The 16,208-nt window shown below is 57.9% G+C and carries 10 protein-coding genes; 6 read left to right on the top strand and 4 right to left on the bottom strand.

Annotated features, from left to right (window positions below; all coding sequences use genetic code 11):
• The first annotated feature begins 230 nt into the window (after positions 1–230).
• The 4 genes from NKI99_RS22580 to NKI99_RS22565 all read left to right on the top strand — a co-directional run bounded on the left by NKI99_RS22580 (position 231) and on the right by NKI99_RS22565 (position 5,910).
• A complete protein-coding gene (locus tag NKI99_RS22580; RefSeq protein WP_352612017.1) occupies positions 231–1,103 on the top strand; it encodes a hypothetical protein in 873 nt (290 codons plus the stop codon).
• Between the two features lie 310 nt (positions 1,104–1,413).
• On the top strand, positions 1,414–2,529 hold the full coding sequence (locus NKI99_RS22575; protein WP_352612016.1) for a Fic family protein: 1,116 nt from the start codon (positions 1,414–1,416) through the stop codon (positions 2,527–2,529).
• Positions 2,513–3,751, top strand: coding sequence for a hypothetical protein (locus NKI99_RS22570; protein WP_352612015.1), 1,239 nt, complete (start codon positions 2,513–2,515; stop codon positions 3,749–3,751). The genes NKI99_RS22575 and NKI99_RS22570 overlap by 17 nt, the downstream gene beginning before the upstream one ends.
• Positions 3,752–3,807: 56 nt before the next feature.
• Entirely contained in the window at positions 3,808–5,910 is a 2,103-nt protein-coding gene (locus NKI99_RS22565; protein ID WP_352612014.1) for a nuclease-related domain-containing protein, read from the top strand.
• On the opposite strand, the gene NKI99_RS22560 is transcribed toward NKI99_RS22565, so the two are convergent.
• Positions 5,876–6,433 carry a hypothetical protein gene (locus tag NKI99_RS22560; RefSeq protein WP_352612013.1) on the bottom strand — a complete coding sequence of 186 codons (558 nt, stop codon included), beginning with the start codon at positions 6,431–6,433 and terminating at the stop codon, positions 5,876–5,878. The two genes, NKI99_RS22565 and NKI99_RS22560, sit on opposite strands and share 35 nt — an antisense overlap.
• Before the next feature lie 1,100 nt (positions 6,434–7,533).
• Here NKI99_RS22560 and NKI99_RS22555 point away from each other — a divergent pair.
• Complete coding sequence (locus tag NKI99_RS22555; protein WP_352612012.1) at positions 7,534–8,385, top strand: hypothetical protein; 852 nt, start codon at positions 7,534–7,536, stop codon at positions 8,383–8,385.
• A gap of 148 nt (positions 8,386–8,533) precedes the next feature.
• On the opposite strand, the gene NKI99_RS22550 is transcribed toward NKI99_RS22555, so the two are convergent.
• Positions 8,534–13,684: a hypothetical protein gene (locus NKI99_RS22550; protein ID WP_352612011.1), complete on the bottom strand. Its 5,151-nt coding sequence runs from the start codon at positions 13,682–13,684 to the stop codon at positions 8,534–8,536.
• Positions 13,685–13,927: 243 nt separating this feature from the next.
• On the opposite strand from NKI99_RS22550, the gene NKI99_RS22545 reads away from it, so the two are divergent.
• Positions 13,928–14,422 carry a hypothetical protein gene (locus NKI99_RS22545; RefSeq protein WP_352612010.1) on the top strand — a complete coding sequence of 165 codons (495 nt, stop codon included), beginning with the start codon at positions 13,928–13,930 and terminating at the stop codon, positions 14,420–14,422.
• A gap of 96 nt (positions 14,423–14,518) precedes the next feature.
• On the opposite strand, the gene NKI99_RS22540 is transcribed toward NKI99_RS22545, so the two are convergent.
• Positions 14,519–14,668, bottom strand: a complete 150-nt coding sequence (locus tag NKI99_RS22540) for a hypothetical protein (RefSeq protein WP_352612009.1) — start codon at positions 14,666–14,668, stop codon at positions 14,519–14,521.
• 418 nt (positions 14,669–15,086) lie between these two features.
• On the bottom strand, positions 15,087–16,115 hold the full coding sequence (locus NKI99_RS22535; RefSeq protein ID WP_352612008.1) for an IS110 family RNA-guided transposase: 1,029 nt from the start codon (positions 16,113–16,115) through the stop codon (positions 15,087–15,089).
• Positions 16,116–16,208 lie beyond the last annotated feature (93 nt).

Here is a 16,208-nt window from a genome sequence, read left to right as displayed (position 1 = left end):
GAACAAGGTTGCCCGAGAGATCAGGTGGCGCCCTCGGGGGATGCGAGGACACTTGAAAGCCGCAATCGGGTTATCATCTCCATACTGCGTGTGTTCGGCTCCGCTCGGCAAGTGCCCTTGAGTCGAGGAGAAATGCACATGAAGAAAGTTCATCTGGAAGCCTGCTGACCGATCCCTTGGGGCCCATAATCGGGTCCCAAGTTGTTCCCGACGAGCGTTGCGAGGGGCGGATGCAGGACCAGCCGGAAATCGAGCCCGGGCGTGAAACGAAGTCAACAGGTGCGAGGTTCGGCCTGCTGGGTGTGGCTGTGTTGGCCGTAGGCGCCTTCATCTGGACCGGCTTCGGCGAAGGCATCCAGCAGGGCACGTCCAACGTCGTTCGGACTGTCATCGACAAGAGCATGCAGCGCCTTGGGCTCGGGCAAGCCCCCAACGCTCTTACAGAGGGCGAGTGGTATCTCTCGGTGTACTACGGTCCCGACTTTACGGATGTCACCCCCGTCGGCCTGGGGCACCCCTTCAAGGTGACATTCACGTCGGCCCCGGATTTGTCTGGCACCTACGAGAACGTTGCAGGGAGCGGCTCGGTAAGCGGCTTTGAACGACCCGGTCAACTCGTAATGACCTACTCCGGAGCAGATGGGATGTCCCATGGAGTTGCCATTCTCCAAGACATTCAGACCCACCTGTCTTCCAACAACGTCGAGCATGATTACGTGGGAGCCGTTTTGGTCCACGCTTGCTATAAGGCGGACACCCAGCAGTGCGATGCCGCCAAATCGCAATATAAATTCTGCAGGGCGATTTTGTCGAAAAACAGGGAACCCGACAAGGATCCTTCCCTCAAGGGTTACCTCGACGAACCATGTTTGGCTTTTCAGAACGATCTGAAGCTGAACTCGGCGATCGTCACCGGGCGAACCGGTAAGTTTTCGATAGACCGCTTGGTGCGCTGCCTCGATCGGCTCGACTACAAGGTTGACGTCGTGGTGCGCCACAAGCCGCGTAAATCTGGACGCGCGGCAAGCGGAAGCGGCCTAAACTCTCCGAAGGCAGAGGTCACAGGTTCGAATCCTGTCGGGTGCGCCACTTTTATACTGTGAAAACAGGTGGTTAGCAAGGCCTCTTTTCTGCGAGAAGAGGGCGGGAAACACGTCGCGGAAGCACCACGGAAGCAGTCGGACGTCTGTTCGGGGTACCCTTAAGACCGATCACTGTGAAGTCATCGCCCGTTCCCCGCCAACTTACCAGTGTTTGCGGCCGGTTCAGCCTGGGGATTAGGCGTTTGGGCCATGGGTCAGAGTGGCGGCCTGGCTGCTGTCGCGTTTATTTCGCGCGGGCTGAGGTATAGATAAGATTGCTATAGCTCATCTTTTTCGCTATCATGAGTTATAGAAAGGCGTTCTATAGCTCATGGCATGGAATTGGGAGCAGGTCGACTGGCCGCATTTTACCTACGACAAGATGGCATTGAACTCGCTGGAAAGCGAGTTCCTATTGCGATCTGGCGAGTTCCTCGGCGTCTTTCGTCACGTCGATTCCGAGGACCGCGATCAGATCCGCATCGAGCTTATCAGCGAAGAGGCCTTGAAAACATCTGCCATCGAAGGGGAATACCTCAACCGCGAGAGCCTGCAATCGTCCTTACGGCAGCAACTTGGGCTTGGAGATGAAAACAGGCGCATCCCTCCAGCGGAGCGAGGCGTCTCCGAAATGATGGCCGACGTGTACCTGCATTTTGCAGAGCCGCTTTCGCATCGCACCCTCTACGCCTGGCACAAGATGGTGATGTCGGGTGAACGGCGCATCGAGACTATCGGCAGTTATCGCCAGCATGCCGATGCGATGCAGATCGTCTCCAATCGGCTGGACAAGCCCAAAGTGCATTTCGAAGCGCCGCCCTCATCGCGCGTGAAGGCCGAAATGGATGCCTTCACGATCTGGTTCGATGACACCGCCCCCAAAGGCAAGACGCCGCTTCCCGCACTGACGCGCGCCGGCATCGCGCACCTCTATTTTGAAAGCATCCACCCGTTCGAAGACGGTAACGGCCGCATAGGACGTGCCCTTTGCGAAAAGGCGCTGGCGCAAAATCTTGGCGAGCCTAGCCTGATCGCACTGGCCTATACGATCGAACGTCATCGTAAGGCCTACTACGACAGCTTGGAAGCCAGTAACAAGAGCAATGCGATTACCGGCTGGCTGCTCTACTTCGCCGCCACGATCCTCGAAGCGCAGCGCGTAACGCTCGCCCGCGTCGAGTTCTCCGTCGCCAAGGCCAAGTTTTACGAGCACCATCGGGGTCAGTTCAACGAGCGCCAGGAAAAAGTCGTCGCCCGAATGTTCCGGGAAGGTGTCGACGGCTTCAAAGGTGGCCTCAGCGCGGAAAACTACATCGCTATCACTCAGACATCGCGCGCGACGGCAACTAGGGACTTACAGGACTTAGTCGCCAAGGGTGCGCTAGCAAAAACCGGTGAACTCCGACACACACGTTACACGCTGAATATTCGTGACGATCGCGCGTAAATCCCATCAGCGAAAGAAGAGGCAGGCTGTCAAAGAGCCTGCTTGCCTCAACATCGGTGAATGGCGGGCAGCTACCCGGCAGGAAGTGGTGGAATGGGTTACGCGCGACAGGAAACCTAAGAAGAAGAAAGGTGGCGCCATTCTCGCGGTCAGGTCACGGCTTAGGCCGGTGGACATCTACTGTTATCTGAAAGCTCGCTTTGGCGAACCGAACGGTTTTCAAAACTTCCTGCGCAAGGATGACAGCGATAACTGGATACACTGGGACTACAGCCTCAAGGCCGGCGAGACCGACGTGTATATCTTGGGCATGTCGCGCGAGATTCATATCATGGTCGGCGAAGCGCTAACGCACCAGCAGTGGCGGGACCTAATTGTCGGTATCAGAACGGACTATGCGAGGATTGGTCCGCAGAAATCTGCCGTACTACAGAGCCTGGAAAAATTCGTTGTCTTCCAGAACAAGTTTGTCAGTATCGCGGGCCTGTGCGCCGACTTGCACGCAGCTATTATCGATGCCCCGGCAAAGACGGCTTTTCCAAAAAGATCGCAAGCATCGCGGCTGAAAACCTTAGAAAAAGCCATGCAAGGAGTATCCACACGTGCGAACGATCTCTTCGGCAACTGTCTAAAGCTTCACCTTCTGATGCCGGTTATGGCCGAGGCCTTCATCAATATGGTGATCCTCATGTTCACCCGCGATGAAATCCGAAATGCCCCTGAGGCCTATCAGGCCTTCATCCGGGCCAAGATTCCCGACCGCCTCGCGCTGCTCAGCCAGCATTGCGATGGCTTTGCACGCGATATCGACAAAAGCACCAACGCCTATGGGCATTTCATGCGAGTCATCGATAAGAGAAATTTCGCATTGCACGGCAATGTCGACCCTATCCGAGAGCAGATCGAGGTGGTTTATTTCGATGGCAGACGCCCGCTCTTCAATACGCCTGGAAACCATGTCGAACGGTTCTTCGAGCATCTCGAAGCGATTCATCGACCCGAAGAGGTCGTGTCCGATTACGAAGCCGTTCATGCATTTCTGTGGGAAATTACGGAATGCCTGAAGCCTCGCACGCAGGCGTTCTTCAAGCAGGTCATTGGGGATGCATATCCCGGATTCGAAGTCCATAAGAAACGGGCTACCCGCATCCTGCCCGACCATGTGATGATGGGTATGTTGCCAAGCATGCTCTACGACGACGACCTAGATGTTAAGTGGTGAGCGAGAGAGTCGTTCTTTGGCCCAATAGCTCTACCCGACATAAGAATTAGCGCGACATGACAAACATGGAATTGGAACACCCAGGGCGACCTGAGGCGCGTTCTCTCGAAGAAATATTCCACGACTTGCGTGTTCTTGCGCAGAGCGCCGGTGCCTTGCATGATATTTCTGCCATCATGTATCGCGATTGGATCGTTGCTATCGATTTGCGAGAAGGTAAGGTCGCCGACGATCCAGAAAAGCGCTGGTCTACCACAAAGCTAAACAGCAATGAGTTCATGCTCTTGCTCGGGCTGATGGTTCAGTCCGCGTCTGATTGCACTTACTCCATCGTCAATCCTGAGAGCGATTTTGCAGACAAAGCTGACAGACTTCTCAGGGAATTCCACGACCGGCTCACACTGGATTCGATGCCGGATTTCGGCGATCTTGCAAAGGTCGAGAGGACACTCGGTGCCGCGGCTCGGGAAGCCATCTATTATGGTGCCGACAGCTTCTTTCTCCATCAGCTAGAGCGTTTTTCCCGAGACCGGTATCGCGGTGATTTTGAATGGCTGATCCGCAATGCCGGACTTTCAGCGCGTCCAATGGTCGAAATCGCGCGGTTCATCATGGAATATACATCGCGCCAGATGTCGGCGATCAACGCGATGAAAGAGGACGGAGCTATTCCGACCAAGGCAGACCTAACGGACAGCCTCTTGATCGCCAAGGCCGAATTGATCAAGAAATTCGGCGCTAGGAAAGCGAACGCCTTTATCGGCAAATTCGCAACGCCTGCCACAAACGCCAATGCGAACTTCACGTCCGCGTTTGTCGCGAACCAGGCCAATCTTGCGCCGCTGATCGACATTGGGGAGCATTTCTATGCACCAAACGCATATAGGCTAGCTGAGAGCGTCTACGAAAGTCCGACTTATTGGATGATCACCGATAAGACATATGTCGATAAAGCAGCCAAGCATCGGGGCGCCTTTCTGGAGAAAGCAGCAGCTGACCTCTTTCGATCGGTGTTCGGCGCGGCGAACGTCTATGAGAACGTCACGATCCAACCAAGCAAAAAGAAGACAGCCGGTGAAGCCGACGCGCTTATAGTTTTCGGCGAGTTCGTAATCGTCGTGCAAGCGAAATCCAAGCGTGTGACGCTATTGGCAAGAGCCGGTGACGAAGAGGCTTTGACGAAAGACTTCGAAGGCGCCATTCAAGCCCCATACCGTCAAGCCTACGAGTTTGCCGAGCTGATCCAGGCAGGAGCGGAATGCAAAACGAAAGAGGGCAAAACACTGACGTTCCCGCCAACAGTGCGGACGTTCCCGGCCGTCATACTGAGCGACGCTTTTCCTGCCGCGACGTTTCTTTCAAACATTATGCTGAAGCGAAGCGACAGGATCGCGCCTGTCATTTGGGACCTCGGCGTTCTCGATTGTGTGGCGCGCATGCTGCCGACGCCCATCGAGTTTCTTTACTACCTGAAGTGCCGCTCGGACGTGTTCGATAAGGTGCATTCGGATAGTGAATACAATTTTCTCGGCTATCATTTGAAATACAAGCTGGCGATGGATCCTGAATATGACTTCATGAATCTTGAGAAGGATTTTGCCGAAATCGTCGAGGATTTCATGATGCCGCAGGATGTAGGGGTGAAGACGGTTCGACCAGTTAGCATCCTTGAGCGGTTGGACATTCCGGTTATCTCCGAATTGTTCAAGAGCCTGAAGACGGCACCTCCCGAACTGATATCGGTAGTCATCGATCTCTACGATTTTTCCTATGGCTCACTGACGGACTTATCTAAGACCGTGCTGGCAATCCGAGAAGAAGTTGCGGCGGGCAAGGAGATGAAATCGTTCTCGATTTTAACAGAAACGGGTGACCTTACCTATTTGGTTTGCCAGAATCTGAACGACAAAATATGGCTGGCCGCTGAGGCAATCGGTCAAAAACACAAGTATGATTCGAAGCGCGATCGATGGTACGTCATCGTGGACGATATCAGCACATCAGCGCCTATCGATGCGGCCCTCCCGCTGGTGGAGAAGTGGCATGAGGATGCTAATCTAGCCGAAAATTCCCGCAAGGTAGACGAACTATTCAAGACCAAATGGCAGCCACGTACCATTCCCCCTAGGCATCAGAAGAATGGGCCGAAGTTGACATGACTTGGCATTCATTTGGAGATTGAATGACGCGGGAGGGGTGCACGGAAAACCCCAAATGAAGGTGGCGGCCCGGTTTTCCCAGACCGACCAGGTTGGCCGCGATCGCTTGATATTGCCTGCAGTCCGCCTGAACGACGGATCGCTCAGGCCGTCCACGCGGTAGGCTCCCGACGATTTTCTTCAAGTCGTCAAGGATCGAAGCAATATGCGGCCAGGGAAAGTCTGTCGGATCGTCGATATCGCGATCTGCACCAGCGATAATTTCGAGCTTGGCGACGATGCCAAGAAGCGAGCGCGCCTGTATGTGGGGGAGTTTGTCCTGAAGCTTTAAAACCGCAGTTGTGGCCTCGACCTCTGCTTGGCAGGCTATCGAATACGGCCGCACCTTCTCGAAAGCGCTACGGGCATCCCTCAATTCGCGCATCTGCTCGGGACTGCCCTGTCCGTCCGCATTTCCAGTGCTCAGGATCGCGTCGAGTGCACGGGCGTGACGCACGAGCGCCTTGGTGCGAGCGCTGCGCAATGCCGCTTCCGGGTCCGCCGGAACATCCGTGTGGCGCGACACTCCGGTGGCGGGAGTTTTTCTTCCAGGCGTAGGGCCGCCATCTCCGGTCTGCGCTCCGCCATTTTCTCTTCCCGGACTGCGCTCACGGTCCTGACCGGGCTCGGCGTCCGCGGGTGAAGGCGAGCAAGTGCGCAACCTATGGCATGCGAAGGGGAAGCAGGCGTTCGATGCGGAACGGCATGAAGAGCAGATGGGCGGGTGGACGTAGCGAGGGTTGGTGCGAGTGGCGGGCGGGGCGAAGCCGCAAACAGCGTAGCCCCGCCCTCGGTGCGCCAGGGGCCGACGCTGCGTGTAAAGATGTGGAATGTCTCTATTGGGGCCCGACACCGGTGTGACAGGTTTCGAAAGGCAGAGTGATAAACTGCCCCTTGAGGCCGCGAACGGCATCCTTGGTCGGCTCCGTTATTGCGGTAACACTCATTGTACGTGATAGTTGCGGCAAGGGGAAATCGGGCAACGTTTCTAACTCAATGTTCGACAGCAACAGGGGTCCGCTCTTTGGGGTAGTGACAGCGATATGTTTCGCTGTCCTTTGCTGCCTGATTTTTGCCATGGGCTGGTCAATTGGATCGCTAGACACCAATTACTCCCAGCGTGCCGATCAGAACTCCCAGCAATATATTGCCGACACCAAGCAGCGCATAGAACATGAATGCGTCAAAGTCGAGCCAGCCCGCGTTCTTGAATGCGTACAGGAAATAGTAGAGGCCTCCCGCGAGTCACAACGCGGCGAGTATGACCTTTCCTTGCAACAGGAAATGGCCACTTGGGCTCGGTGGACTTTCATAACCACCCTAGCCGGCCTGTTCGTAAGCATCGCGGCTCTTGCCGGTCTCTTTTGGTCCCTCGCTCAAACGCGTACCGCGATTTGGGACAATCGGCATTTCGGGGAGGCCCAAGTGCGCACGGTCGCATCAAATACGACATTGTCGTCGGAAGCATGGAACGCTTCGTGGACATCAATATCTCCTCACGCCCGGCGATGGCGGCGGACCCGCCCCAGGTGCACATTGAGCGCAGCAAGACAGGCAACGCATCCGACTAGCAGAGAGATCGCCATGAAGGCTCCAATCTTGGCACTGTTCATAGTGCTAACCACTCACGCAAGCGCGCAAGAAACCCAAGGAGTGACCGGTGAAGGCCCATCCGTAGCAAAGCAACAGGCCCAGCAATCCAATGACGGAAGCAGCGGCATTGCCAAGACGGGGCTGCCGGTGACCATTGTGGAGACCCCAGGACAGTCCTCCCACGCAACTGAACGCGAAGAAAAGGCCGATCAGCACGATGCTGCCGATCTGGACGCCCAGGTACGCGCTGCCAATGCTGCCGAGAGAGGAGCTGCAACCGCTGAAAGGCAGGAAGTACCGGCATGGGCCCAAATCATCATCGGGGCCGCTAGCACGCTCATTGCCGTGATCGCTTTGATTATCAGCGTTTGGACGGCTATCACCAGTATTCGAACCACGAGAGCGCAGTTGCGTGCTTATGTCTGCTTGGAGGGTGTCACGGCCCCAACCGGGTTCGAGGCCGAACAGATCACCGCCGTAGCCCACGTCAAGAATTTCGGCGCGACCCCGGCTTCTAAAATGTCCCAGTGGACGCTCATCAAACTTCGCGAGTATCCGTTGGTCGGGGACTTGGAACCCTTTGACTCCGCCGGCCATCCCAACCAACTGGTTTTGCCGCCCAGCGCTATTACACTTTCAATGCCGACACACCGCGCTTTGGAAGCGTGGGAGATCACTGCCATGAAAAAAGAAGAACTGGCGCTCTACGTCTACGGGCAAATTGACTACTTGGACGCTTTTGGCTCGAAGCGGTCGACCAAGTTCCGCATGAGAAGCACCGGGGAGCAAGCCTTTAAGCTCGGTGTGTTCAAGGCCACCAAGGAGGACAATAGCTACACCTAGGATTGCCGCAACCGCGAGGGCGCAGACGCAAGCAGCCGAATAGCCGGCGCATCGTTCAACCTCTTTTGATTCGGATTAGGCTATGGGCGCGGAAATGGCGCTTCGGCTGCTACATGTTCAACGGGGATACATCCCAAAAAAGCAATCCTCACCGTCTGACGCCAGTGGTTGCCTGTTCGGTTTCGATCCGTATTTCAATTTCATGCGCCTTCGACACTCCCAGGCTGACTAGTCGGCCGAGCGTGACGTCGATCCGTGCCCGTTCTGGATGATCGCGGCCGAGCAGAGATGGATCTGCCACCGCCACCATCTCAAACCATTCCGCAACCTTTCGTCCGATGCCGAGGGAGTGCCACATCGAAGGGTCGTCTCGTGTGGCATGGAGCCATGTCTCGACCGCGAACAGGAGGAAATCCAGGTGCCGCGCCGTGGGTGCGACCGACAGGCTGTTCATCGTGCAAAGCGCAACGAACGCAGTCGGGCCACCGGGCAGCAGAGGTCGTAGCGTGTCGAGAATTGGATCTACCCGATCGAATACTGCTGGGACCAGATAGCTCTGGGTGCCGGCGAATGGGTTGTAGAGATTCATTAGCAACTTCGCGATAACCGGCCCTGTGTTGTGATCGATCCGTAAATCTCCAGGCCGGTTGTCCCATGACCAGCGTACAAGTGCCTTCGTGCGCGTAACCAGGCGACCGCGAAGCTGGCGTGCGCGATCGGCATGGCGGCTCCTGTCGTTAAAATAGCAGACGTCGGCGGCGTGGATGAGCGTGTCGGCAACATCGCAGAACGACCGGTCGGGAAGCTCAAGAAGAGGCAGCAGAAGCTGCTCGAAACGGTCATGATCCGCATCCAGCAGCGCAGATGCGACCAGGATATAGAATTGGCGATTCCAACCGTCCGGCGCCCGGTTCAACTCCGCGTCCGCCGGATAGCCATGGGCATTCGCGCGTGCAGACCAAGGTGCATAAGCGTCGATCACCTCATCGTACCAATCCGGCGTCGCACTCCCCTCGGCGTTCAGGAGGCCCAGCCATTCAGCGATGCCCTGTGTGTCGACGTGGATCGACGCCTTCTTCGACTGCGGCTCGACACCATCCTCATTGCATTCAAGCTTGTGCGCTGGGTTGGCGGAGACCCTCACCCGCGGCCTGTTTCGCAAAGACGGCTTCTCTTCCGGAAGGACAGGCCAAGACGGTTCGGGTCCGCCGTCGAGCCAGGCGATCTCCGCTGCGACCGCGTCTCGATCAAGGCGCGTCTTCTCGACATCATAAATTTCGCGGTCCGCTGGATCCTCATCATAAGGTTGCCAACGCCAGCGGCGGCACGCGAAAGCGATCCGGATGGTCGATTTGAGAAGTCGCGGATCAGTCTCATTGATGCGCACCAGCGCGGCGATGAAGGCTGGCACGGCGGCGCGATCGCAGCGGGCAGCTGCTTTCATAAGAAGATTGCGATCTGCTGGGAGCCTGCGCCGATGCCAGAGGTGGATCAGCGCGCAGATTCCCATCCCAGGCCGGTTGAACTGCAGCATCTCTCTGGAGCCATAGGGATCTTTCTCTTCTTCGAGCGCCTTGGCAATGACAGCCCGGACCCACCCTTCATTCTGGTCCAGAAGGGTATCATCACCATCGCGTGCGACTAGCATGGCCGTCGCGATCAGACGTGTCGATCGCGACTTGAGATGGTCGGTGTCGCTGTCGTCGGGCAGATCGCCGGCGGCATAGTCCACCGCCTCGCGCGCGACCTCCGCCGAACCCTTGGCGGGATCATTCGTCGCCAGGTGAACCTTCGCTTCGACCGTGCTCGAATGGACGAGCTTCAGCCGGCTCTCTTCGAGCTTCGCCAGATGTTCGGCTTCAGATGGCGGGGACTGGTATCCGCGTCCGCCATCGACCTCGACCCAATTGGCCTGGTCGAGCATGTTGAGGGCATAGGCCCCCATGAACGCGGCGTCTCCAAAGCTGGCATGATCGGCATAGGGTCCGATCTCGTCGACAGCCCTCCCAAGCAATGCACGAAGGCCGCGTCCAGCATCGTCATCGGCCAGATAGTACGGAACGAGTTGTTCGAGCATCAACCGGCGCGATGGACGCTTCGCGAGATCGGCCAGCTTCACCCGGCCGTTCGGCTCCTTCTGTCTCAACATCATATGTCCGAACGCCTCATGGGTGGCCCGCGCGCGATCGTTGGCGAGCAAATCCGGGTTGGCCATGAAAGGGACGAGCGCGTCCCTCGTGCCAGGCCAATGGGATACGAGTGCATCAATCGCGATCAGAAGATAAGCCGCACAGCTGCCCTCCGGCCCGAGGATATCGCTGAGAACGGCCCGAACGTCTTCGCCCTTGTCGAGCCGCTCTTGCGACCATGCTTCAAGCGCCATGAGTCCCGAGGCCGCGGAATATTCCTGTGCTTGATCGCGGGCCCAGAAATAGGTCTGAACCCAGGGAAAGAAGCGCGGCTTGCCGTCGACGACGACCGTGTAGCCGTTCGTTTCCCTTGTCTTCCCGTCGGCATGGAAGGCCACGGCCGCCTCGACGAGCTTTCGAATGAGCGCCAGCCCGATGTCCGGCGCCACATCGAGCAGATCGAGGAAAGGTGGCTGTGCCGGCGAGGGCGGCATATAGTCGGTATCGGCGAAACTCAGCGCGCGGTCCATGGAATCGCGTCTCGATTTGCCGCGGCGCGGCGGTTCGATCAGGCTGGCCTCGACGAGCGCGGCAAGCTCAGCGGGCGCGACGCTCGCCAGCGTTCGGCTGAATGGCCGGATCTCCTTGACCTTGTAGCGATCGTTTTCGGCCGCCACCGCCGTGAGATAGGCTCTTGCCTCGTCCGGCGCGTTCGCCGCCAGCAATAGCGCCATGGTGCGAAGATCCTCGATCATCCGCTGGCGTGCTTGCCCTTCAAGTTCCACGGCATCTGATGGAGATGGGATACTGATCTGGGTCATGTACAAGTCGAGCTGCATCAGCCATTTGAACAGCATCTTAGCCGCTGCCTGCCCGTATTCGGAGACACTCAGCGCGAGGAAGAACTGAATCTCGATGAGTTTGACGACGACCCCGATCGCCTGGATCTGTATCTCGGCGGCATGAGCGAAGCACCACATCAGCACGGTCGGTGCCGATGGGGTCGCTGCCGCTCGCAACGAACTTGGCGGCATGGCCGGAAGCTTGGCGCCCTTTGCGGCGGCTCGCGAAAATAGCTCGGCGGCCGAGACCGTCTCCACTGCGGTGATCGCCGTGCAAAGCTCGATCAGCAGGGCGCCGCCCTGAGCAAGCAACGCCGCGCTGCAGCGGTTCAGAAGCTCCGGGGAAAGCTCGGATCTAACGATCGCCATGAGCGCCTGGCGCCGCCACGCACCGTGCGCGCCTGGAGGCGACAGTGCGGCCAGGAGAGCCTGCCAGGCCGAGCCGTCTTGCTCCTTTTCGAGCGCGAACCGGCCCGCGAACTCGATACCTCGCGCCAAGCGCGGCGAGGGCGGAACCGTGAGGTCCAGACCGGCAAGGAGCGCCAAGTCTTCGTGCAAGCGTGCGCCGATCGCCCAGTCGCGTAGCACGTCATGATAGAAGCCGAGGCGGTCGCGCTTCGGTTCGCTCAACGTAAGGCTGCGTAGCAAATAGTCACGGGCCGGTGAATCGATGGACGCCTCGATCGTATCGAGGCCGGCAAGCGTTGCCGCAGCAAGCTCGGCGAGAAGGCGTTGGCCTGCGCGCACGAGCTCCGGCTTCGCGCCGTCCGCGCTTTGCCACCAATGGTCGGCGAGTGCCGCCTCGGTGCGAATCTCAACTGTGCTCGGCACCTTGAGCAACTGGGTCAGGCGATAGAGATTGCGGGCAATGCTGGCGGCTGGATGGCCCCGTGAGAGGAGCGCGCTTAGTTCCGGTGCGGCCGCGCTCAGAGCCGCAACCTCCTCGTCGTCGAGTTCGCCCACGAACACCAGATGTGGCGCGCCCAGCACAGCGAGCGCGTCTTCGGCGAGCCAGTTACTCCCCTCGACACCGAGAGTGGGCCGGGTAGACACTACGACCGAGAAACCGTCTATCCCGGCGATCTCGCGAAGGACGTCATTGACAGTGCGGCGCCGCTCCTCCGAGGCGAACATTTCGAGCCCGTCGATGAAAAGGGTTCCGCCGCCGCCGGCGGCAAGGTCGCCGAGGAAATCCTTGGCAGTTCCTGGGACGTCGAGCCGTTGCGCGAGCGCCGCCCAGCCGCCATCGGGCGTTCCGATCGGATCAAGGACAATGACATGCGCCTCCCGTCCTTGCCGCTCGGCAAGATGGCGCAGCACATAGGATTTGCCGGCACCAGGTTTGCCCGTGATCTCGATGAAGCGGTGCTTGTCACGGGCCGCTTCGAATGCCGCCAGCGCGCTCAGGCGCGGCAGATTTATGCCGCCGACCGACGTGCCGATGTCCATCAGCGCGAAGCGGGACATTTCCGCCAGCCGGGCGCGCGCCAAGGTATAGTTGCGTGCGCCAGCCAGGCGGAAACCACGCGCCGCCAGCGCTGCGGGCAGTTCATCGCGGGTGATTGAACCTCCGGTCTTGCCGGTCAGGATGACCAATTCGATGAGATTGCTCCAAAGCGCCTTGGCGCGCGACGCGTCCTCAGGCGCGAGCACCTGCCCCGCGACCGTGAGCGCATGCGTCCGGGCCTGCGGGGCGCCGGACTCGAAGTCGAACTCCAGGATTAGAAATCGCCGGATAACGTTCCAAACGCCTTCGGCGTCGTCCGCCACGCCTTGGGCGACAAGATTGATGCGAAAGGTCTGCGCGAAGCCGCGCATTGCATCGCTGCCGACGCCCTTGAGGGCTAGCCGCGCGAAGAACTGTGCCCCCGTCTTTGCCGTGCGCGCCCATTCGAGCACGTCCTGATAAGGACCGGAAATTGCAAAGCTGGTGCGCTGGGTTGCGACTGCGAATAGATGGCGGTCGGCCGGCTGGCTTTCGGGAGCGCTCCGCGCGATCTGGCCGCAGACGCTCTGGAAAACGCTGTCCTTCGGCGCAAAACTGATCGTGCGCTTCGACTGGATCTCAAGCAGCGAGTCGCCTTTACCCGATGCCCCATGAACGATCAGATCGTCCAGTGCGTAACCTTCGTCGACCCCCTGGAACTGCACCCGTTCGATCCGGGCGTCCGGCAGTCCGCGCGCTTCGCTGCCGGCCAGCATTTGAAGGAGATAATAGGCGCCCAGTTCGCCCTCAATATAGGTTCCGGCACCCCCGCGCCCGACCGGACTGGAGCCGCTTTCCTCCTCCTTCGCTGGTTCCGCCGGCACCTGGTCCATCGTGCTCAATTGTTTAGTCCCGGCCCACATGCCGCTCCGTTGCCATATAGCGCGCGCATGATCTCAATTCGACTGGTTTCGGATAGCAATTCGAGGATCGCGTGCCAGCGGGCCTTGATTTTTGTGTGCGGGATCATATGGAATGAAACTCGATTGGAAAGCATCTTCGGCCACGTCCGGACCCATTTCTCACCGACGATCCAGACCCGCGCCACGAAAAGGTGGAAACCAATCGCTTGTTAGGATTCGCCAATGCCGAACAGCGTCCACCTCATTCCCCGCAACCGTCTCTGTTGGATACCAAACGACTTGCGATTGGCCCACGAGTATTGCTTCTTCCTTCATGACGAGAGTGCCCGCCTCATGGTGGAGTATGAAGGCGCGGAGGCACATGTGGTAAGCTTCAAGTTCCGCAACAAAGCGGAAGCGAAAGCATTCAAGAAACACGCAGCTAAAGCCGACGCTATCGCAGCGATGCGAGCGGGCGGATATGAGGCCGAAGCGCGAAAAGCCGTGTTAAATCAGATCACAATCGCGATGGTGTCTGATTGCCTGCATCATATCTACGAGTCGCTTCGATGCCTTGAAAAGCGAAAGATAATAGTGGCACTCAACCTGCTACGAAAGCCGCTTACCGATAATCTTCTTTATCTCTCGTGGATGCTTGGCGACGAGAACGGTTTCTACCATGCCTTCACAACAAACAGTCCCAGAGGAATTACATCAAGTATATTGAAAGGAAAATGAGTTGAAATTCTGTCGAGCGCACTAGCTATGACTGAGGTGGCTGAGGTTCTCGATTCCGAGTTTATTGATCGGGCACTCTTCACACAAGCGAACCCATCAGGCTTTCAGAAGCTGTTCCAGCACGCAGTGCATCTCGTCGCTGTGCAGCGAATTGAGCTTGAGACCACGCCCGAAAACTTCAATTTTATCTTCAAACGCCACACCGACGACGATTTGTACGAGCTGATCTATGACGTGCTCCCGCAAGTCCTTCTTTACCTCTCACATGTCATCTTCGGTCTGTTTGAGCGGATAGCCCTTCCCGATGACGGTGGCAAGAATGCCTTCTATGTTCGATCTATCCTTGGATTTTATCTGGTAGAAGGAGAGGAGAATGAGTCCCATGCCACGAAGCGTTTGGCTGGCCTGACATGCGTGAAATGTGTGAATCGGCCCTTTAATTGCGGGTGGTTGTCAATCCGAGTTTTGCTCTGTCATCGCCGGGGTCATGGTCCTTTTCGAGGTCGAATGCCTCATGATGATGTTCGGGTTGGGCGCCTCAACGTGTGCAACGAAGTTCGAAGTCGACGTCAGCCGATTCAACGAGGTCACCACAACCTCCGTCCCGGCGGGGACATCACGGGTTTCGGAAACGGGCCCGCGATTGGGATCGAGCGCGGATCTGTCAGGCTATCTTTTCGCCGCCCCACTCAAAGCTGGTGCCGTCAACCCAGAGGCAGTGGAGCAGAACCGCGATCTTGCGAGCAACCGCCACTTTCGCCTTTTTCATACCGATCCGCTTTGACAGACGAAGGCCCCACGCCTTCAACGAAGACCATTTCTTCGTTCGATGCATGAGTACGCTTGCCGCCTCGTAGAGATAGGTTCGCAAGAGGCGATCTCCCCAATGAGATACGCGGCCGTTGATATCTGTTTCCCCAGATTGTTTTCGCCGCGGTGTCAGACCAAGGTAGGCGCCGACGTCACTGGCCGAGGAAAAGCGCGAAGGATCATCGATCGTGTGGCGGTAGGTCAACGCCGTCACGACGCCGACGCCAGGAACCGTCATAAGCCGGCGCGTGGTGTCATCCTCACGAGCAAGGCGTCGTACCTGCCGGTCCAGCTTTTCCTGTTCCGTGCAGGCCTGTTCATGGACGGTCAGAAGCGGCTCGATCACGGATCGAAGCTGATGCCCGTCGACAACCAGCTCCACGACCTTTCGCCGAAACTGCGCACCGATTGAGCGACTGAACTGCAGCCCGTACTCTTTCAGCATTGACCGGACTTGGTTCTCGAGATCGCGGCGGATGGCGACAAGTCGCGATCGCGCCACCAGGAGGGATCGGGTTGCCTGGCTCTCTGTGCTTTTAACCCTGACCTCCCGATACCAGCCGACGCGAACCAACTCGGCCAGGCCGCGGGCATCGTTCTCATCACTTTTGTTCATTCGAACTGAAAGTGCCGCCTTCGCATGCCGAGCATCAATACAGACGACCGGTAATCCGACCCGTTTAAGCTCATGCCAGAGCCAGCTGGACATTGCGCCGGTCTCGAATCCGATGCGCTCGGCGTGCGGTGCGCGTTTGCGGAGCAACTCGGTCAGTGCTCCCGGATCGGACTTCACTTTCCCTTGGAAGACACACCTTCCAGCATCATCGACGACGCAAACGCTGGTCTCTCGCTGCGACACATCCAATCCGACATATTGCTTCACTGCGGCCTCCTTGATCTCACTGGTCGGCGGCTTTTGCCGTCCGCCGAGTCTTCGTTCAAAGGAGCGACGGCAGCAATTACATCATCGTGTCCA

This window comes from Mesorhizobium sp. M0239, assembly GCF_040321815.1.
Taxonomy (GTDB): Bacteria; Pseudomonadota; Alphaproteobacteria; order Rhizobiales; family Rhizobiaceae; genus Mesorhizobium.
The sequence above is the reverse complement of the archived record's forward strand: the minus strand, read 5'-3'. Positions and strand labels throughout refer to the sequence as shown.